Here is an 18,834-nt window from a genome sequence, read left to right on the forward strand (position 1 = left end):
TAATATTCATAATTTGTTAGATTCCTGTTTTTAATAATTACCTTAGAAGAAAATCGAATTTCACAGCGCCGCATCCTGCCTTTATGTTCATCATCAATGACCGACCCCACGCCCGGCGGAGGCCCCTGACCACGCTCGCCCCCTAAAGGAAGCCCCCATGAGCATCGAGTTCATCGGTTACATCGCCGGCCACCATGGCTCTGAAATCCACCCCGCGACCGGCCCCGTGCTGCAACCGGACTACGTGGAGAAGATTGCCCGCATTCACGAGGAGGCCGGCTTTGACCGCGCCCTGGTGGCCTTTCACTCCAACAGCCCCGACAGCACCTTGATTGCCAGCCATGCGGCCAGCGTCACCAACACGCTGCAGTTCCTGATTGCCCATCGCCCCGGCTTTGCCGCCCCTACCCTCGCCGCTCGCCAGTTCGCCACGCTGGACGTGTTGAACGGCGGGCGAACGGCCGTGCACATCATCACGGGCGGAGACGACAAGGAGTTGCGTGCGGACGGCAGTTTCATTGGCAAGGACGAGCGCTACGCCCGCACGGATGAATACCTCTCCGTGCTGCGCCAGGAATGGGCCAGCGCCACGCCGTTCGATTTCAAGGGCGATTACTACGCCGTCGAAGGCGCCCACTCGGCAGTCAAGACGGCCCAGCCCATCGCGCTGTATTTCGGTGGCTCCTCGGCGGCGGCCATTGAGGTGGCCGGCAAGCATGCGGACGTGTACGCGCTGTGGGGCGAGACCTATGAGCAGGTCAAGCAAGTGGTGACCCAGGTGCGCGCCGAAGCGGCCAAGCATGGCCGAAAAATCCGCTTCAGCCTGTCGCTACGGCCCATTCTGGCCGACACTGAAGAGCAGGCCTGGGCCCGTGCCGACAGCATCCTGGTCAAGGCCACCGCCTTGGCCGAGCAACGCGGTTTTGTCCGTCGCGAGCCGCCCAATGAAGGCTCCCGTCGGCTGCTGGCCGCGGCTGCCCAAGGTTCGCGCCTGGACAAGCGCCTGTGGACCGGCATCGCCGGGCTGCTGGGTGCCCAGGGTAATTCGACGTCGCTGGTGGGTACCCCGGAACAGGTGGCCGATGCGCTGCTGGACTACTACGACCTGGGCATCACCACCTTCTTGATTCGTGGTTTCGACCCGCTGGAAGACGCCATCGACTATGGCAAGACCCTGATTCCGCTGACCCGTCAGTTGGTTGCTCAACGCCAGGCCCAGGTGGCCTGAACCCAGGAGTGAAGATGTCCCAGGTTCGTCATCCCGAACGCCTGCGCGCCTTTATCGGCGCCCTGGCCGAACTGCTCGACAGTGACCCTCGCGAGGGCGACAAGCTGCACCGTGGCGGCCAGTTGCTGCAACAACTGGTCAGCTTCGACGACTGGCTGCCCGACGAATACGCCCAGCCCGACCCCGAGCGCTACCAGCAGTTTTTGCTGCACGCCGACTCGCGCCAGCGCTTTTCCATTGTCAGTTTTGTCTGGGGCCCGGGCCAGCAGACGCCCATTCATGACCACAGGGTGTGGGGCCTGATCGGCATGCTGCGCGGCGCCGAGTATTCGCAGAACTATGTGCGCGATGCCCAGCAAGGCCTGGTGCCCGATGGCCCGCGCATTCGCCTGGAGCCGGGGCACGTGGAAGCCGTGTCACCGCGTATTGGTGACATCCACCAAGTGAGCAATGCCTTCGCCGACCAGGTGTCGGTCAGCATTCATGTGTATGGCGCCAATATCGGTGCGGTGCACCGCGCGGTGTACCAGCCCGACGGCAGCGAGAAACTGTTTATCTCCGGTTATTCCAACCGCACGCTCCCCAATATCTGGGACCTTTCCAAAGAGAATCACAGCCTATGAGCCACCCCCTGACCCGCTCTTTCGCCGATATTCGCCACGCCTTGCTGCAACGCCAGGAAGTGGCGCTGGTGGACGTGCGCGAAGAGGCACCGTTTGCCCAGGCGCACCCGCTGTTTGCCGCCAATATCCCGTTGTCGAAACTGGAGGTGGAGGTTTACCCGCGCATTCCGCGCCTGGACACGGCCATCACTGTGTATGACAACGGCGAAGGCCTGGCGCAACAGGCCGCGGAACGCCTGGTAGAGCTGGGCTACAGCGACGTGGCGTTGCTGCAGGGCGGCTTGCAAGGCTGGCGGGACGCCGGCGGCGAGTTGTTCATTGACGTCAACGTGCCCAGCAAGGCCTTTGGCGAGCTGGTGGAGCATGAGCGCCACACGCCGTCGCTGCCTGCCGAAGAGGTAAAGGCCCTGCTAGACAGCAAGGCCGACGTGGTGGTGCTTGATGCCCGCCGCTTCGACGAATACCAGACCATGAGCATTCCCACCGGCATCAGCGTGCCCGGCGCCGAACTGGTACTGCGCGCCCGCGAACTGGCGCCGGACCCGGCCACACGCATCATTGTCAATTGCGCCGGCCGCACGCGCAGCATCATCGGCACCCAGTCCCTGGTCAACGCTGGCCTGCCCAACCCCATCGCCGCGCTGCGCAATGGCACCATTGGCTGGCTGCTGGCCGGGCAAACCCTGGAACACGGCCAGGCGCGCCAGTTCGCCGAGACCGGTGAAGAAACCCGCGCCATCGCCCGCCGCGACGCCCAGCGCGTGGCGGCCAAGGCCGGGGTACAGCAGGCGACGCTCAGCGATTGGCAGCGCTGGCAGGCCGAGGCCGGGCGCACCACGTACCTGTTCGATGTACGCACCCCACAGGAATTCGAGGCGGGGCACCTGCCCGGTGCACGTTCCACCCCGGGCGGCCAACTGGTGCAGGAAACCGACCATTACGCCAGCGTGCGTGGCGCGCGGATCGTGCTGGTGGACGACGATTGCGTGCGCGCCAACATGAGCGCCTCATGGCTGGCGCAGCTGGGTTGGGAGGTACAGGTGCTGGACGGCGTAGGCACCAGCGCATTCAGCGAAACCGGGCCGTGGAAGCCGGCGGTCCCGGCGGTGCCGTCCTACGAGGTCATCAGCCCCGAGACCCTGGCCGACTGGCTTGCCCAGGGCGATACCCAGGTGCTGGATTTCACCACCAGCGCGAACCACGTCAAGCAGCATATTCCGGGCGCCTGGTGGGCCCTGCGCGCCGACCTGCCCCAGGCATTGAAGAAGGTCCCCGCCGCCGAGCGCTACGTACTCACTTGCGGCAGCAGCCTGTTGGCACGCTTTGCCGTGGGCCAGGTACAGGCGCTGACCGGCAAGCCGGTATTCGTGCTGCGTGACGGCACCGCCAGTTGGTTGAACGCCGGGCTCGCCACCCACAGCGGTGAACAGCACCTGGCCTCACCGCGCATTGACCGCTACAAGCGTCCGTACGAAGGCACCGACGCCCCGCGTGAGGCCATGCAGGCGTATCTGGACTGGGAGTTCGGGCTGGTGGCGCAGTTGGGTCGCGATGGCACCCATGGCTTCTTCGTGATCTGAGGGGCAAAAATGGCGGAAGGCAGCCGGAGTCGAACCTGCCCGGGAACGGATGCCGTCCCCAACCGGGTTTGAAGCCCGGCCGCGCCACCAGGCGCGATTGCCTTCCTTGAAACGTTTACTGCTCCTGCGCCAACGGGTTGTCCGGGCGCAGGCGGCGGTGTTCACCCAGCCTGCGGGTGAGGCCGATGCGGTCGAAAAACTCCAGCACCTGAATGCTGCGCTTGCGGCCCAGGGCCAGCCGGTCGCGAAAGTCGCTGACCTGAATGTCCGGCGCAGCCGCGCTCAGTTGCCTCAGCATAGCCGCCATTTGTTGCAAGGTGTTATCCGGGTAGAACAGATCCTTCACCACCTGGTGCACCTGGCCAAGGCGCGCCAGCTTGCGCATCAACATGCGCACGCTGGCGTCGTCATGGCCGGTGGCGCTGGCGAGGTCGCGGACCCACGGCGGATCAAAACCACCCAGGGCAAGCAACGGCCGTATGCGCTGCCACAAGGCCTGGTCGGCCGGGCTCAACTGCGGGCGGTGGCCGGCCAGGTGCAGCCAAGGGCCGGTGGCGACGATGGCCTGCTCGGCCAGCAACTCATCCAGCAGGCTGATGAACGCCGGCCGCTCCAGCGGCAAGGCGGCAAAGCGCCGCAAACGGTCACGGTCCGGGCCCATTTGATCGGCTTCCAGTTCATGGAAGCGTTCCAGGTGCGCCAGCAACGCGCCTTTCAACGATTGCCAGCGCTGTTCATTGAACAGCAGCGGACCTTGGCGCGTGGCCATCACGCGTACGCCCGCCGGCAGCCGCCAGGTGTCGCGTAACCGGTTGAACTGACGTTCCAGGCGCTGCGGGTCGAGCCCGGTGCCATTGTTAGTCAGCAGCAGGGGCAAGGCAGCTTCCAGGCTGCGGGTGGTGTTCAGTACGTGCAACTGCGCCAGCCGCGCCGGGTTGCGCCGTTGCCGCGAGGGCGCGAACGGGTCCAGCACTCGCCCACCGCCCAAGGTGCGCTGGGCGCTGTGGTCGCGCAGCACCAGCGGGTCGCCGCGCACGGCCTGCACCGGCGCATTGAGCAGCAACTGCGCCAGCATGTAGCCGCCCGGTTCCAGACGGCTGCCCTCCAGCAACGCCACACGGGCGGTGACATCCTGGGTGCCCAGGTGCACGTGCACCGGGCTGAAATGCTCGAACGCGCGAGTTTCGCCGGCCAGCAGGCGTAGCTGAATGTCGATGCGCCGGGTGGGCGCGAACAACCACGCAGGCACCAGCCAGTCGCCGCGATGAATGTGCGCCAGGTCCAGCCGTTCGCCGGCCAGGTTCAGGGCCACGCGCTCACCGGCTTCAGCCTCGCTGGCCGGCTGGTTCTGCGTATGCAGGCCGCGCACCCGCACCGGCTGGCCCTGGCTGCCCAACAACAGCGCATCGCCCACCTGCACGCGCCCGGCCAGCGCCGTACCGGTGACCACGATGCCGGCCCCGGCCACGCTGAACGCACGGTCGATGGCCAGGCGAAAGCCGCCGGTGTCACGCTGGCGGCGCATTTCGCGCTGCATCATCACCAGGGTCTTGAGCAGCGTGTCGATGCCGACGCCGGTGACGCTGGACACGGCGATCTGCCGCGCCGCCGTATACGGCCCCGAGGCCAGCAATTCGCCGACCTGGGCCTGCACCTCGCGCACCCGGGCCAACGGCACGCGGTCGCATTTGGTGATGGCCACCAGCACCTGGGCAATGCCCAGCAACTCGACAATGGCCAGGTGTTCGCGGGTCTGGGGCATGATGCCGTCGTCGGCAGCCACCACCAGCAACACCAGGTCGATGCCTTGGGCGCCGGCCAGCATGTTGTGGATGAAGCGCTCGTGGCCCGGCACGTCGATGAACCCGGTCAACGGCGCGCCGCGCTCCAGCACCGCGTACTGGTAACCCAGGTCGATGGTGATGCCCCGCTCGCGCTCCTCGCGACGACGGTCGCCGCTTTGCCCGGTCAGCGCCGCCAGCAGTGCGGTTTTGCCGTGATCGATATGGCCGGCGGTCCCAACGATCACAGCATGCCCTCGGGCGCGGCCCACTGGGCCAGTTGCGCGACGAAGGCGGGCTCGTCGTCCAGTTGGCGCAGGTCCAGCCACAGGGCGTCATCGTCGATTCGCCCCAGCACCGGTATCGGCAGGCCGCGCAAGCGCGCTTCCAGTTGCAGCAGGTGGCGCCCACGCAGGCGCCTGGACACCTGCGGGCGCACGCACAGCGCGGCACTGGGCAGGCGTGCCACGGGCTGGCTGCCGCTGCCGATCATGCCCAGGGCCGGCACCACCGCCACGCCCCAGCCGTGGCCAAGCACCTGCGCCAGCGCTGGGCACAGGCGCTCGGCCTGCTGTTGAATGTCGGCCTGCGGGCGGGTCAGCAAGCGCAGGCTGGGCAAGCGCTCGGCCAGGCGATCCGGGTCGCGGTACAGGCTCAGCACGGCCTCCAGCGCCGCCAGGGTCAATTTGTCGACCCGCAGAGCGCGCTTGAGCGGGTTCTTTTTGATTGTGTCGATCAGCGCCTTGCGGCCCACGATCAAACCGGCCTGGGGCCCGCCCAGCAATTTGTCGCCGCTGAAGGTGACAATGTCGGCGCCATCGGCCAAGGCCTGGCGCACCGTGGGTTCGGCGGGCAGGCCCCAGCGGCTCAGGTCCAGCAGGCTGCCGCTGCCCAGGTCTTCCAGCAGCGGCAGGCCATGCTGATGGGCGATATCGGCCAGCGTTGCGGTGGGCACCTGGGCGGTGAAGCCCTCGATGCTGTAATTGCTGCGGTGCACGCGCATCAGCAGGCCGCTGCGCGGGTTGATGGCGGCCTCGTAGTCGCGGGCATGGGTGCGGTTGGTGGTGCCCACCTCATGCAGCTTGACCCCGGCCCGGGCCATGATGTCGGGGATGCGGAACGCGCCGCCGATTTCAATCAGTTCGCCACGGGAGATGATGCCCTGCTTGCGCGCGCCCAGGCTGTTGAGCGCCAGCAACACGGCCGCCGCGTTGTTGTTGACCACGGTCACCGCTTCGGCGCCGGTCAGTTCGCGAATCAGCCCCTCGATCAGGTCGTCGCGATCGCCACGTTTGCCGGAGGCCAGGTCAAACTCCAGGTTCAGCGGGTAACGGGCAGCGGCCTGCACCGCCACCACCGCTTCTTCCGGCAGCAAGGCGCGGCCCAGGTTGGTGTGCAGCACCGTACCGGTGAGGTTGAACACGCGTCGCACGCGGCTCTGGTGCTGCACCGCGAGGCGTTCGGCCAGGCGGCCCAGTAAAACCTGCGGCATGCATTCCACGGCTTGCAACGCACCGCTGGCACGCAGCTCGTCCAACAGCAGGCGCAGCCCTGCCAGTACGGCGTCGCGGCCGTAGCGTTGCAACAGCGGCGCACAGGCGGCGTCGCGCAACAGGCTGTCAACCGAAGGCAGGCGGGGAACGGACAAGGCAGTAGACATCAGGCACCCATTCACAGGCAGACACCGACAGCGTAGCCGCTGGGTAAAAAACGCGTGGCCGAAACCTGCGATGCAAATAATTTTCATTTTTAAGTGAGGTGTTTGCCGTTGGCTTACGTGTTGTGAATGAAAGGCAATCCCATTTCCATTCATACCCTTTAAGCAGAGCATCAGCATGAAATCCAGGCAGCAGTCGGTTTCCGCCTCCTTCACCCCTACCCTTCGCTACCGCAGCGCCTGTGCCAGCGGCGTGCTGATGCTCGGCCTGGCGCAGCCGCTGTGGGCCGCCGACGCGCTGCAGCTGGGCGCCACCAACATCGACAGCACCGCCGTGGCCCCCACCACCACGGAAAAAAGCCAGACCAGCTACCAGGCCGTGGCGTCCACCGTGGCCACGCGCACGGAAACCCCGCTGATCGAAGTGCCCGCCTCGGTGAATGTGGTGACCCACCGGGTGATCGAGGACCGCGCCCCGCAAAGCCTTGACGAAGCCATCAACGCGGTGAGCGGCGTCAAGCAGGGCAACACCCTGGGCGGCACCCAGGACGCCATCATCAAGCGCGGCTTCGGCACCAACCGCGACAACTCGATCATGCGCGACGGCATGCAATCGGTGCAGGCGCGCAACTTCACCCCCACCACCGAGCGCGTGGAAGTGCTCAAGGGCCCGGCGTCCATGCTGTATGGCGTGCAAGACCCAGGCGGGGTGATCAACGTGGTCACCAAGAAACCACAGCTTACCCAAGCTACGTCGATTTCCGGCTGGGGCACCAGCTTTGGCGGCGGTGGCGGCCAGTACGACACCACCGGGCCGGTGGGCGACACCGGGCTTGCCTACCGCCTGATCTATGACAAGCAGCAGTACGACTACTGGCGCAACTTCGGCAGCTACGACCAGGAAGTGGTGGCGCCGTCGCTGTCCTGGTTCGGCGACGACACCACCATCACCGCCGCCTACGAGCACATGGAATACTCGGTGCCCTTCGACCGGGGCACGCAGATCAACACCACCACCGGCAAGGTCCTGGACATTCCGCGCACGCGCCGCCTGGACGAGCACTTCAACATCACCACCGGCCGTTCCGACTCGTTCAACCTCACCGCCGAGCACCGCTTGAACGACGACTGGACCCTGAAAGCCGGCTACGGCTACAGCCGCAATTACTACAACGACCACCAGTCGCGCTACATCTCGGCCGACTTCACCACCGGTGCGGTGAAGCGCCGTGGCGACGCCACCCGCGACGCGCTGCAAGTGGCCCACACCGCCACCGTCAGCGCCCTGGGCGACTTGCAGTTCGCCGGCATGCGCCATGAACTGCTGGTGGGCGTGGACTACATGCACAACGACCGCACCCTGGGCGACCTGGACCGCAGCGCCTATGACACCGCCTTCAACTACAACGACCCGGTGTATGGCCAGGTACCGGTGCCCAGCACCGTCAGCGCCGCCAACAGCGACCAGACCGACCTGCTGCACACCCACGCGCTGTTCGTGCAGGACGCCATCCACCTCACCGACAAATGGATTCTGCAAGCCGGCCTGCGCTACGAGTCGTTCACCGAATACACCGGCAAGGGCCGGCCGTTCGTGGTGGGCGCTGACGTGGACCGCAGCAAGGCAGTGCCACGCCTGGGCCTGGTGTACATGATCCAGCCCGATTGGTCGGTGTACGGCAGTTATACCGAGTCGTTCCGCCCCAACACTTCCATCGCCACCGTGATTGGCGACCTGGCCCCGGAAGAAGCCAAGGCCTACGAGATCGGCACCAAGTTCCAGAACGACTACCTGACCGCCAGCCTGGCGGCCTACACCATTACCAAGAAGAACGTGCAGACCAGCGCCACCTGCGGTACCGAGACCTGCACGCGGCTGGGTGGCGAAGCGCGCTCGCGGGGCGTTGAACTGGATGTGACCGGCCAGCTCAACGAGTTCTGGAGCCTGACCGGCAGCTACGCCCTGACCGACACCGAATGGACCAAGGACCCGATCCTGCAAGGCACGCCCCTGGACGGCGTGTCGAAGAACACCGCGGCGCTGTACCTCACCCGTGATTTCGGCCATGTGGGCATCGGCGACCTGCGCGCCGGCTTCGGCGGCCGCTACATGAGCAAATGGGGCGCCAACGATGGCAGCGGCAACGAGTACTGGCTGCCGTCGGCCAAGGTGGCCGATGCCTTCGTCGCCTACAAAATGAAAATGGACCACAAGGACCTGACCCTGCAACTGAACGTCAAGAACCTGTTCGACGAGACCTACTACGTCTCCAACAGCGGCCTTGGCTCCCCCGCCATCGTCATCGGCGAACCCCGTCAAGTGATCGCCAAGGCCACCCTGGCCTTTTAACTTCAAGGACTGAACATGACCCCTACCCTCACCCGTGCACTGGCATTGGCCAGTGCCCTGCTGGCCGGCAGCGTGCACGCCGCCGTGGGCCCGCACCTGGCGCCCTACCAGGCCCAGCCCGTGCAACCGGACGCCAACGCCCCCTACCTGAGCCAGGACGGCGCCATTCGCATCGGTGGCGCCGAGCACGTGCGCTGGATTGTCGAGCGCTTCAACGCCGCCCTGCTCAAGCAGCATCCCGGCTGGCGCTTCCAGGACGAGTCCAAGGGCACCACCAGCGCCGTGCCGCTGTTGACCCACGGCGTGACCCTGTTCGGCGCCATGGGCCGCGAAATCGACCCGCTGGAAATCAACGCCTACAGCAAAATTGTCGGCACCGCGCCGCTGGAAATCCGCATCGCCCTGGCGGCCAACGACACTTCGCAACACCTGGCTACTTCCCTGGCGGTATACGTCAACCGCGCCAACCCGCTGGCCCAGGTCAGCGCGGCCCAGGTGCGCCGTGCGCTGAGCGCCGGCAACCCCGAAGGCGACCTGTCCACCTGGGGTCAATTGGGCCTAAAGGGTGACTGGGCGATGCGGCGCATCCACTCCTACGGCACACCGGAGTTCACCGGTTTCGGTACTTACCTGCAAAGCAACCACCTGCAGGGCCGAACCCTTGCGCCCGGCTACGAAGGTTACGGCAACACCGAGGCCATCCTCGCGCGCCTGGCTGCCGACCCGGCCGGCCTGGCCGTGGCCGCCATCGGCCTGGACAACGCCCGGATCAGGGCCCTGCCCATCGCTGGCGACGATGGCCGCCTGACCACCGGCACCGAAGCCCAGGTCCGCGACGGTGAATACCCCTACGGGCGCTTCCTGTACCTGTACCTGCGCCGCGAACCGGGCAAGGCCATTGACCCGGTAGCCCGCGAATACCTGCGCTTCGTGCTGTCGCGCCAGGGCCAACAAATCATCGCCAGCCAGCCCAAGGGGTATTTCCCCCTGAGCGCTGAGCAAGCCACGGCCGAACTGGCCAAACTGGACGAGGTAGCCCCGCAATGATCGCTGTCCTGAAACGCGCCGCCTGCCTGGGGCTAGGGCTGGGCCTGCACCTGGGCTGGGCCCAGGCCGACACCCTGCAACCGCCCGCCGCGGCCAGCTACCTGAACGCCGACGGCGCCATCGCCATTATTGGCAACGACGGCATGGGGCCGCTGATCGAGCAGCTCAACGCACTGTTCGTGCGCCAGCACCCAGGCTTTCGTTTTGCCGTCACCGCCAAGGGCTCGTCCGTGGGCCTGCCGGCACTGACCGCCGGGGCCACGGCCATCGCGCCGCTGTCCCGCGAGCCCTGGCTGGGTGACCTGCATGGCTTCGAGCAAGTCTTCGACCACACGCCGCTGGACATTCGCATCGGTTATTCCGGCTACGGCCCGCGCGCCAACGGCAAGACGCCGCCTGCGGTGTACGTGAACGCCGACAACCCGCTCACGCAATTGACCCTGCAACAACTGGCGCAATTGGTGACGGCCGGCCAGCCGGCGGGTGACCTTAACACCTGGGGGCAACTGGGCCTGGGCGGTGACTGGGCGCTGCGACGCATTCACGTCTACGGCCTGCGCGACGACGGCGGCTTTGCCACCAACCAGCGCATCGACCGTTTCGGCGGCCAGCCTTTCAGCGCCCATTACGAAGCGCTGGACAGCGTGGCGGCGGTGCTCAAGGCGGTGGCCAGCGACAGCCACGGCATTGGCCTGACCGGCTGGGCCAAGGCCGACCCGGCGCTGCGCATCGTGCCCCTGAGCCACAAGGCCGGGGAAGCGGCTCACGGCCCGGCGCTGGACGACGTGGCGGCAGGCGCGTACCCGTTGTCGTCGTACCTTCACCTGTTCGTCAACGCCACGCCGGGGCAGCCACTGGAGCCCTTCATCAAGCAATACCTGAAGGTGACCTTGAGCGATGAGGGCCAGGCACTGGTGCGAGCGCAGACGGCCAGTGCCGAGGGGTATGTGCCGCTGAATGCTGCGGACCTGGCGCGTGAGCGGCGCAAGGTGGACGCCCTATAACCCGCCCACCGACCCTGCCCCACAAGGAGCTGCCGCCCCGCAGCGCCTTGCGGGGGGGGGCGGCTGTGGTCAGTGGCTCAATTGACTGCTGAACTGCCCCACCGCATCCACCACCTTGCGCGCACCGTCCTGGATCTCAGCGATCACATCGCCCGACTGCGCCGCCAGGCCCAGGCCCTGTTCGGCCTGGCGCTTGCCTTGTTCGATGACCTGCACGGCCTCTTCGGCCAGTTTCTGGTTCTGCGCCACCACCGCCACAATCTCCTCGGTGGCGGTGCTGGTCCGTGACGCCAACTGCCGCACTTCATCGGCCACCACCGCAAACCCGCGCCCTTGCTCCCCGGCTCGCGCCGCTTCGATGGCCGCGTTCAAGGCCAGCAGGTTGGTCTGGTCGGCAATGCTGCTGATGCTCTTGATGATGGTGCCGATGATCTGCGACTGCTTGTCCAGCGCGGCGATGCCGTCCGCCGCTGCCTGCATCTGCACGGCCAGCTGGCGCATGACGTCCACGGTTTCCTGCACCACGCTGCTGCCGCGCTGGGCGGCTGCATCGGTGTCTTCCGAGGTGCTGTAGGCAATGTCGGCAGCCTGGGCCACGGCCAGTTCGCGGTTGACCTGATCGGTCATCACCGTGGCGAATTTCACCACTTTGTACAGGCGGTTGTGCACGTCGGCGATGGGGTTGTACGAGGCCTCCAGCCACACCACGCGCCCGGCGCTGTCCACGCGTTTGAAGCGGTTGGCGATGAATTCGCCACGGCGCAGGGTGTCCCAGAACGTCTGGTACGCCGCGCAGCGGGCCTCCTCCGGCTCACAGAACTGGCGGTGGTGCTTGCCCTTGACCTGTTCCAGCCGGTAGCCCATGGCACTGAGGAAGCGGTCGTTGGCCGCCAGTACGTTACCGTCCAGGTCGAACTCAATCACCGCGGTGGAGCGCTGCAAGGCGTCGATCAGGTTCTGGTGCTCGCGCGAGGTATCGATGGTGCGGGTCAGGTCGTTAGCGTACACCGAGCAATAAATCACCTTGCCCAGGCTGTTGCGCACCGGCTGCACAATGGCCCGCAGCCAGGCGCAGGCGTTGTCGCCACGGGTCAGCTGCAGGGCGCCGGCCCAATGAGCGCCGCTGTGCAGCGCATTTTTCATGCGGTTGAAATGCTCGGTGCCACGGGCGTCGGCCGGCACCAGGTCGACCAGCGCGCGGCCTTGCACCTGCTCGGCACGGTAGGCCATTTCACGGGCGAAATTGGCGTTGGCATAGGTGATGCGGCCTTGCGGGTCGAGGGTCAGCGCCAGCATTTCGCTGTCCAGGCTCTCGATGACCTGTTCATGGGACGACAGCTTTTCGCCCAACACCAACAGCTCTTCTTTCAACCGCTTGTTAAACATAGGTACCGTATCTCAAGGCAGGGAGGCAGATTCGTGGCTGTGCTATCGGCCTGCTCAACCCAGTCTTGAGAGTGGCGCGCAGGTTTCATGCAAAACCCGCTGCCGTCAGGCTGCGCTGACCCTGATTTACACCCCACAGCTCCAGCGAGGCATGCGGCCAGCGCAGCCTGGCGGCAGCGGCGGGTATACTGCGCCATGCCCTTTACGACAGGAGTCCCGACATGCCCGAACTGCCCAACCTGCTGGCCTTTGCCCTGATCTCCCTTTGCATGGTGCTGACCCCTGGCCCCAACATGGTCTACCTGATTTCCCGCTCGATCTGCCAGGGCCGCACGGCCGGGCTTATCTCCCTGGGCGGCGTGGCCGCCGGCTTTGTCATCTACATGCTGTGCGCCGCCCTGGGCATCACCGCCCTGCTGCTGGCCGTGCCCTTCGCCTACGACACCCTGCGCCTGGGCGGCGCGCTGTACCTGCTGTACCTGGCCTGGCAGGCGGTGAAGCCCGGCGGCCGCTCGCCGTTCCAGGTGCGCGACCTGCCTGCCGACAGCCCACACAAGCTGTTCACCATGGGCCTGGTGACCAACCTGCTCAACCCCAAGATCGCCGTGATGTACCTGTCTTTGCTGCCGCAATTCATCAGCCCCAGCGGCCACGGCAGTGTACTGGCGCAGTCGCTGGTGCTGGGCAGCACGCAGATCGTCATCAGCCTGTGCGTGAACGCGGTGATCGCCATGATGGCCGGCAGCATCGCCTTGTTCCTGGCCAACCGGCCTACCTGGCAGGTGGCGCAGCGCTGGCTGATGGGCACCGTGCTGGCGGGTTTGGCGGTGCGCATGGCCGTGGAAAGTCGACGTTGAGGTTTACCGAATCTTTACCGATTGTAGACGTCCGCTTACACGAATCCGTTGTTTCATAGCTCCATGGCGAACCCACTATCCGCCAAAGGAGATACCCATGATTTCGAAGATGACCCAAGCCCTGATCCTGTCCGGTTGCCTGATTGCCGCCGGTACCGCCAGCGCAGGTGAACGCAACGTGATCGTGCCCGTCATCGCCGGGGCCGTGGTAGGCGCAGTAGTGGCCGGCGCACTGGCAGGCCCGGTGCATGAGCACCACTACCGCCCGGTGTATCAGGGCTACTACCAGCCGGCCCCTTATCAGACCGTGGCGTACGTGCCGGTAGCACCACGCCCTGTTTACTACGGCTACGGCGGCCACTACCGTCATGACGATTACTACCGTTATGACCACCGTGGTGGTTACGGCCGCTGGTAACGGCACCGGCGGTACCGCATAACCGCTGCCGACTTCGTCAGCGGTTATGCGCTCAGCAACGACGCATAGCGAGCCATATCCGGCAGCCCCAGGCACCCGGTAGGCTCGACCACCCTCTTCATCCGCTTGGCAAAAAAGCGCATGCCCCTCCACCACCTGCTCGTCGGTGATGGTGAGGATATCGTCCACATCGCGGCGAATGATCTGGAAGGTGTACTGCCCCAGGCACTCGCGCCCCCCGTAGCTGCGGCAGGCTGCGAGGGCCCGCACCGCCGGCCCGCGCTCGACGTCACACCGCCGATGGAAGATGGAGAACGGGTATTGCACTGGCATTTGTCCGCCCGCCCCGCTACCATACGCTTCATATACATTTCATATACGAGCCACCCCCCCCCATGGGCATCGTCAAAATCTCCGACGTGATGCACGAAAACCTGCGCATCACCTCCAATGCCCTGAGCCGTTCCATCAACGCCCAGGCCGAGCACTGGATGCGTATCGGCATGCTGGCCGAACTGCACCCTCACCTGCCGCACAACGAACTCACGCAATTGCTGATCCGCGCCGAGCAGGCCGGCGGCTTCGACCTGCAAACGGTCGCGACCTGCATGGAACAACGCCAATTGGCCGGGAGTGCCCAATGAGCAAGAAAGTCACGATTCACAGCGCAGCCGATATCGAGCTGTCGCGCATTGCCGGCAAGCTGGCGGCGGATGTGCTGGACATGATCACGCCCTACGTGAAGCCAGGCGTGTCCACCGATGAGCTGGACCGCATTTGCAACGACTACATCGTCAAGGTACAGAAGGCCAAGCCGGCCAACGTGGGCTATCACGGCTTCCCCAAGACCATTTGCGCGTCGCCTAACGAGGTGATCTGCCACGGCATTCCCAACGGCACGTTACTGGCCGATGGCGATATCCTCAATATCGATGTGGCCGTCATCAAGGACGGCTGGTTCGGTGACACCAGCCGCATGTATCGGGTGGGCAATACCAATGATGAGGCTCAGCGACTGGTACGTACTACGTATGATGCCATGTGCGCGGGCATTCGCCAGGTCAAACCGGGTGCGCACCTGGGTGACATTGGCCATGCGATTCAAACGGTGGCCGAGGCGGCCGGCTTCAGCGTGGTGCGCGAGTATTGCGGGCACGGCATCGGCAAGGTCTACCACGACGAGCCGCAGGTGCTGCACTACGGCATGAAGGGCCAGGGCATGAAGCTGGTCAAGGGCATGATTTTCACCGTGGAGCCAATGCTCAACGCCGGCAAGCGCGGCACCCAGGCGCTTGACGATGGCTGGACGGTCATTACCCGTGACCGTTCGTGGTCGGCCCAGTGGGAGCACATGGTGGCGGTGACCGATGACGGATTCGAGATTCTGACGCCATGGCCGCATCCTGTCGAAGGCTACGAAGCGATCTTCTGATCGGGTGTTTTACGTTGAATCTGCTGCTGGTATGCAAGCAGATTCAGCGGCATGCTGGTGCCCTCCTCCACGGCACCGGCTTCCCATGAAACGCTACGAACAGCTCGCTGACGAAATTGCCCTGATGATCCGCACCGGCGTGCTCAAGGCCGGCGAGAAGGTGCCGTCGGTGCGCACTGCCAGCCGCACGTTCGTGGTCAGCCCGTCCACGGTGTTCCAGGCCTATTACCTACTGGAAGACCGCGGGATGATTCAGGCGCGGGCGCGGTCGGGGTATTTCGTGCGTGAGCAGCACGCGCGGCCCTTGACCGAGCCGGCCATTGCCACGCGCCAGGCGGAAAGCACCGACGTGGACGTCAGCGAGCTGGTGTTTTCGGTGCTGGGTTCGCTCAAGGACCCGAACACCGTGCCATTCGGCTCGGCCTTTCCCAGCCCTGACTTGTACCCGCTGCAACGCCTGGGGCGCTCCATGGCGCGCACCGTGCGCGACATGGCCCCCCAGGCAGTGATTGCCGACATGACCGCTGGCAACCCTGAATTGCGCCGCCAGATTGCCCTGCGCTACATGACCAGCGGCGTGCACCTGGCCATGGATGAGCTGGTGATCACCAACGGCGCGCTGGAAGCGCTGAACCTGTGCCTGCAATGCATGACGCAACCGGGGGACCTGGTGGCCATCGAGTCGCCGGCTTTCTATGCGACCTTGCAGGTACTGGAACGGCTCAAGCTCAAGGCCGTCGAGATTCCCGTGCACCCGCGCGAAGGCATTGACCTGGCGACCTTGGCCGACCGCCTGCAACGCCTGCCCATCAAGGCCTGCTGGTTCATGAGCAGCCTGCAGAACCCGCTGGGCGCGAGCATGCCCAGTGCGGCCAAGGAAGCGCTGTACGGGTTGTTGCATCAGCACCAGGTGCCGTTGATTGAAGACGATGTGTACAGCGAGTTGCATTACGGCGCGCAGCCGCAACAGCCGGTAAAGCGCCTGGACCGCGACGGGCTGGTGATGCATTGCGGGTCGTTTTCCAAGAGTCTGGCGCCGGGGTATCGCGTGGGCTGGGTGGCGGCCGGGCGTTTTGCCCAGCAGGTAAGCCGCTTGAAGCTGATGACCACCATTTCGCCGTCGGTGCCGGCCCAGGGGGCGATAGCCGATTACTTGCAGCATGGCGGATACGATCGGCATTTGCGCAAGCTGCGGCACAACCTGGAAATGCAACAGAGCGCGATGCTGGCCTCGGCGACGCGGCATTTTCCCGAGAGCACGCGGGTGACGCGGCCTGATGGCGGCTATTTCCTATGGTTCGAATTTCCCGAGCGAGTGGATGCGTTGCAGCTGTTTCAGCTGGCGCTGGCCCAGGGCATCAGCATTGCGCCGGGGCCGATATTCTCGGCCACGCGCGGGTTCAGTCATTGCGCACGGTTGAACCATGGGCACCCGTGGGACAAGCGCAGTGAAGAAGCGATGGCGATGCTGGGGCGGATTATTGCCTCGTTCTGACATCGCTGGCGCAGCCACCCCCCCCCGTAGGGGCTGCCGCCAGGCTGCCAAGGCCCGCACCGCGGGCCCGCCATCACCCTGACACCGCCAAAGGCCCAGCGGACCTTTTCGCAGCCTGGCGGCAGCCCCTACGGGGGAGGCGTGGAAGGTTTTGCCCGCCATCAGGCAAACAACTCGCGGTCCTGGATCTTGCGGGGGTCGCTGTAGTCCTCCTGCCACCACGCAGCGTCGCCGGCCTGACGCGGCGGGCGTTGCAGGGTCAGGCTGCTGCGGGTGCCGGCATTGACGCTCTCCTGGGCCACGCGAAAGTGGTAATGGTCCAGCAAGCGCACGGCTTCCACCATGTACGCCACGGCCACTCGGCGGTCGCGGATCAACAACAGGTTTTCGCCGTTGCTGCGGTCGGCGGCGTCGGCGAAGTTATAGGAGCCCATGTACACCCGCGCCGTGGGCTTGTCGAAGTCGATGACCACGAACTTGTGGTGCAGGCGCACCCCGGCACCCCCGGTCAACCCCGTGGGTTCGGCCTGGAACGGTGCCGGGATGTTCTTGTTCAGCGCCGCCGCGTGCAGGATCGCACTTTCGCCGCCCGGCAACAGCACGTCCAGGCCTTGCTGCATCTGCCGGTCGGAGATGCCGTAGACGAATACCTTGGGGTTGGCCGCCACTTCCTTGATCGCCGCCTGGATCGGGCCCTTGGTTTGGTACAGGAAGGCCAGCGAGAACAGCAGGCTGGACGCGGTAGTGGCAATGTCGCTGCCGATGCCGGCCAGGGCAGCGTTGTCCTGGGCGTGGGGCGAAAAGGTCACTTGGGCGTCGATGTTGTCCAGCCCCAGGCTGTGCCATTGGGCGGGTGGCTGGGTGCCGAAGTCCTTGGCCGATGAGCGCGTCCAGTATTGCGCGAACGCCGCCTGGAACACCGCCAACGCGGCCTGGCCCTGCACGATCAAGGCGTTGTTGGCCTGCACGTACAGCCCGCGCCAGCTGAAGTTGGTGGAGCCGCACACCACGGTCTTGTCGGTGGTGCCATCCAGCAGGATGACCTTGTTGTGCTGCAGGCTGGCCATGTGTTCGCGCTTCACCGTGGCGCCGGCCTGGGTCAGGCGCGTGGCGGCCAGGGTTTGCGCCGAGTCGGCAGCGCCGTGGTCGCTGCTGTCGTCGATGATGATCTGCAAGCGGCTGCCCAGCTTTTCCAGGCGGTTAACGATGTTGGGCTCGTTGAGCTCGTAGGCGATTACTTTCACTTGCGCGCCGGTGTCGGCCACTGCCGCGTCCAACACGGCGAGAATCGCGTCGCGGGCTTCGAAGCCCATCCATTCCAAGGCGGCCTGGGCGTCCGGGTTGGTGGGCACGAAGTCCAGGCCGTCGTCGGCCTTGCGCGGCAACAGCGTGGTGAGGTTGCGGTCGGTGTTGGCATAGCGTTCCACGAACGCCTGGGAGGATACGTAGCCACGGGTAAAGGTGACATTAAGCTGGCCCGGCCAAGTGTTGCGCTGCAATTCGATGTCGGCGGCCTGGGCTTCGCCGTAACTGAGCTGGCCCTGGGCATTCATGAACACCGGCGTAACCCGGTAGGTGAAGGCCCCGGCCAGCTCGGCGTTACGCGGGAAGTGCACCCAGCGAAATTTCTGAATCGGTGACAGCAGGCTCGAAAGCGCCGTGGTGGGCACGCTGCCGTCGACAGTGGGGAACGTGAGGCGGTTGTTCAGGGCGTAGAAGCGGTCGCCGGCCGGCTCCTTGTATTCGATGCCGAAGCCGACGAAATCAGCCGGTGGCGGGCTGTTTTTCCAGTTCATGGCCAACAGCAGCATGCCTTCGCTGCGGTGCAATTTAAGGCTGAACAATGCGGAGTCGTGGGTGCCGCTGACTTGAAAATCCCCGGGCATGGCTGCGTTCCTTCGGCTACGGTGGGCCAGCAGATTGACAGATCCACCGCGCCCGGCAAAGCTCTGGGCACTCTGCACGGAGCATCGCCC

At 65.4% G+C, this 18,834-nt stretch carries 15 protein-coding genes, 1 tRNA gene and 1 pseudogene; 11 read left to right on the top strand and 6 right to left on the bottom strand.

What is annotated here, in order from left to right; all coding sequences use genetic code 11:
- Nucleotides 1-157: 157 nt before the first annotated feature.
- The 3 genes from PMM47T1_RS14820 to PMM47T1_RS14830 are packed head-to-tail and all read left to right on the top strand — an operon-like array spanning nt 158 to nt 3,431.
- Entirely contained in the window at nt 158-1,228 is a 1,071-nt protein-coding gene (locus PMM47T1_RS14820) for an LLM class flavin-dependent oxidoreductase (RefSeq protein WP_008370220.1), read from the top strand.
- A 14-nt stretch (nt 1,229-1,242) separates the two neighbouring features.
- Nucleotides 1,243-1,851 (top strand): cysteine dioxygenase, encoded by a 609-nt coding sequence (locus PMM47T1_RS14825; protein WP_008370222.1) that lies wholly within the window; start codon nt 1,243-1,245, stop codon nt 1,849-1,851.
- Nucleotides 1,848-3,431 (top strand): rhodanese-related sulfurtransferase, encoded by a 1,584-nt coding sequence (locus tag PMM47T1_RS14830; RefSeq protein ID WP_008370223.1) that lies wholly within the window; start codon nt 1,848-1,850, stop codon nt 3,429-3,431. The genes PMM47T1_RS14825 and PMM47T1_RS14830 overlap by 4 nt, the downstream gene beginning before the upstream one ends.
- Nucleotides 3,432-3,441: 10 nt before the next feature.
- Here PMM47T1_RS14830 and PMM47T1_RS14835 read toward each other — a convergent pair.
- The 3 genes from PMM47T1_RS14835 to selA form a co-directional block, all read right to left on the bottom strand.
- Nucleotides 3,442-3,537 (bottom strand) — tRNA-Sec (locus tag PMM47T1_RS14835).
- 9 nt (nt 3,538-3,546) lie between these two features.
- Nucleotides 3,547-5,460 carry a selenocysteine-specific translation elongation factor gene (selB, locus tag PMM47T1_RS14840; RefSeq protein ID WP_008370225.1) on the bottom strand — a complete coding sequence of 638 codons (1,914 nt, stop codon included), beginning with the start codon at nt 5,458-5,460 and terminating at the stop codon, nt 3,547-3,549.
- Entirely contained in the window at nt 5,457-6,860 is a 1,404-nt protein-coding gene (gene selA, locus PMM47T1_RS14845; protein WP_177323385.1) for an L-seryl-tRNA(Sec) selenium transferase, read from the bottom strand. Before selA ends, selB begins: the two co-directional genes overlap by 4 nt.
- Nucleotides 6,861-7,128: 268 nt before the next feature.
- Here selA and PMM47T1_RS14850 point away from each other — a divergent pair, with 268 nt between their 5' ends.
- Genes PMM47T1_RS14850 through PMM47T1_RS14860 form a run of 3 tightly spaced genes read left to right on the top strand, consistent with a single transcriptional unit; the run spans nt 7,129 to nt 11,270 of the window.
- Complete coding sequence (locus tag PMM47T1_RS14850; RefSeq protein ID WP_043301102.1) at nt 7,129-9,219, top strand: TonB-dependent siderophore receptor; 2,091 nt, start codon at nt 7,129-7,131, stop codon at nt 9,217-9,219.
- A gap of 15 nt (nt 9,220-9,234) precedes the next feature.
- On the top strand, nt 9,235-10,266 hold the full coding sequence (locus tag PMM47T1_RS14855; protein WP_008370230.1) for a PstS family phosphate ABC transporter substrate-binding protein: 1,032 nt from the start codon (nt 9,235-9,237) through the stop codon (nt 10,264-10,266).
- The gene (locus PMM47T1_RS14860; protein WP_008370232.1) at nt 10,263-11,270 is read left to right on the top strand and encodes a PstS family phosphate ABC transporter substrate-binding protein; all 1,008 of its coding nucleotides are present in this window, start codon (nt 10,263-10,265) and stop codon (nt 11,268-11,270) included. The genes PMM47T1_RS14855 and PMM47T1_RS14860 overlap by 4 nt, the downstream gene beginning before the upstream one ends.
- A 69-nt stretch (nt 11,271-11,339) precedes the next feature.
- Here the strand turns inward: PMM47T1_RS14860 and PMM47T1_RS30880 are convergent, their stop codons facing one another.
- Nucleotides 11,340-11,897: a methyl-accepting chemotaxis protein gene (locus tag PMM47T1_RS30880; protein ID WP_443216098.1), complete on the bottom strand. Its 558-nt coding sequence runs from the start codon at nt 11,895-11,897 to the stop codon at nt 11,340-11,342.
- A pseudogene (locus PMM47T1_RS30885) lies at nt 11,895-12,656 on the bottom strand (PAS domain-containing protein); the annotation flags it as partial. The gene PMM47T1_RS30880 and the pseudogene PMM47T1_RS30885, both read right to left, overlap by 3 nt.
- Before the next feature lie 221 nt (nt 12,657-12,877).
- Between PMM47T1_RS30885 and PMM47T1_RS14870 the strand changes: the two are divergent.
- The 5 genes from PMM47T1_RS14870 to mapR all read left to right on the top strand — a co-directional run bounded on the left by PMM47T1_RS14870 (nt 12,878) and on the right by mapR (nt 16,858).
- Nucleotides 12,878-13,513 carry a LysE family translocator gene (locus PMM47T1_RS14870; protein ID WP_008370235.1) on the top strand — a complete coding sequence of 212 codons (636 nt, stop codon included), beginning with the start codon at nt 12,878-12,880 and terminating at the stop codon, nt 13,511-13,513.
- 97 nt (nt 13,514-13,610) lie between these two features.
- A complete protein-coding gene (locus tag PMM47T1_RS14875; RefSeq protein ID WP_008370237.1) occupies nt 13,611-13,931 on the top strand; it encodes a hypothetical protein in 321 nt (106 codons plus the stop codon).
- Between the two features lie 395 nt (nt 13,932-14,326).
- Nucleotides 14,327-14,575 carry a ParD-like family protein gene (locus PMM47T1_RS14880; RefSeq protein WP_008370240.1) on the top strand — a complete coding sequence of 83 codons (249 nt, stop codon included), beginning with the start codon at nt 14,327-14,329 and terminating at the stop codon, nt 14,573-14,575.
- Entirely contained in the window at nt 14,572-15,363 is a 792-nt protein-coding gene (gene map, locus PMM47T1_RS14885; RefSeq protein WP_008370242.1) for a type I methionyl aminopeptidase, read from the top strand. Before PMM47T1_RS14880 ends, map begins: the two co-directional genes overlap by 4 nt.
- An 85-nt stretch (nt 15,364-15,448) precedes the next feature.
- Nucleotides 15,449-16,858, top strand: coding sequence for a GntR family transcriptional regulator MpaR (gene mapR, locus PMM47T1_RS14890; protein ID WP_008370243.1), 1,410 nt, complete (start codon nt 15,449-15,451; stop codon nt 16,856-16,858).
- 161 nt (nt 16,859-17,019) lie between these two features.
- Here mapR and PMM47T1_RS14895 read toward each other — a convergent pair whose 3' ends face one another.
- Nucleotides 17,020-18,744 (bottom strand): phospholipase D-like domain-containing protein, encoded by a 1,725-nt coding sequence (locus PMM47T1_RS14895; RefSeq protein ID WP_008370245.1) that lies wholly within the window; start codon nt 18,742-18,744, stop codon nt 17,020-17,022.
- Nucleotides 18,745-18,834 lie beyond the last annotated feature (90 nt).

It is taken from the genome of Pseudomonas sp. M47T1, assembly GCF_000263855.1.
Lineage (GTDB): Bacteria > Pseudomonadota > Gammaproteobacteria > Pseudomonadales > Pseudomonadaceae > Aquipseudomonas.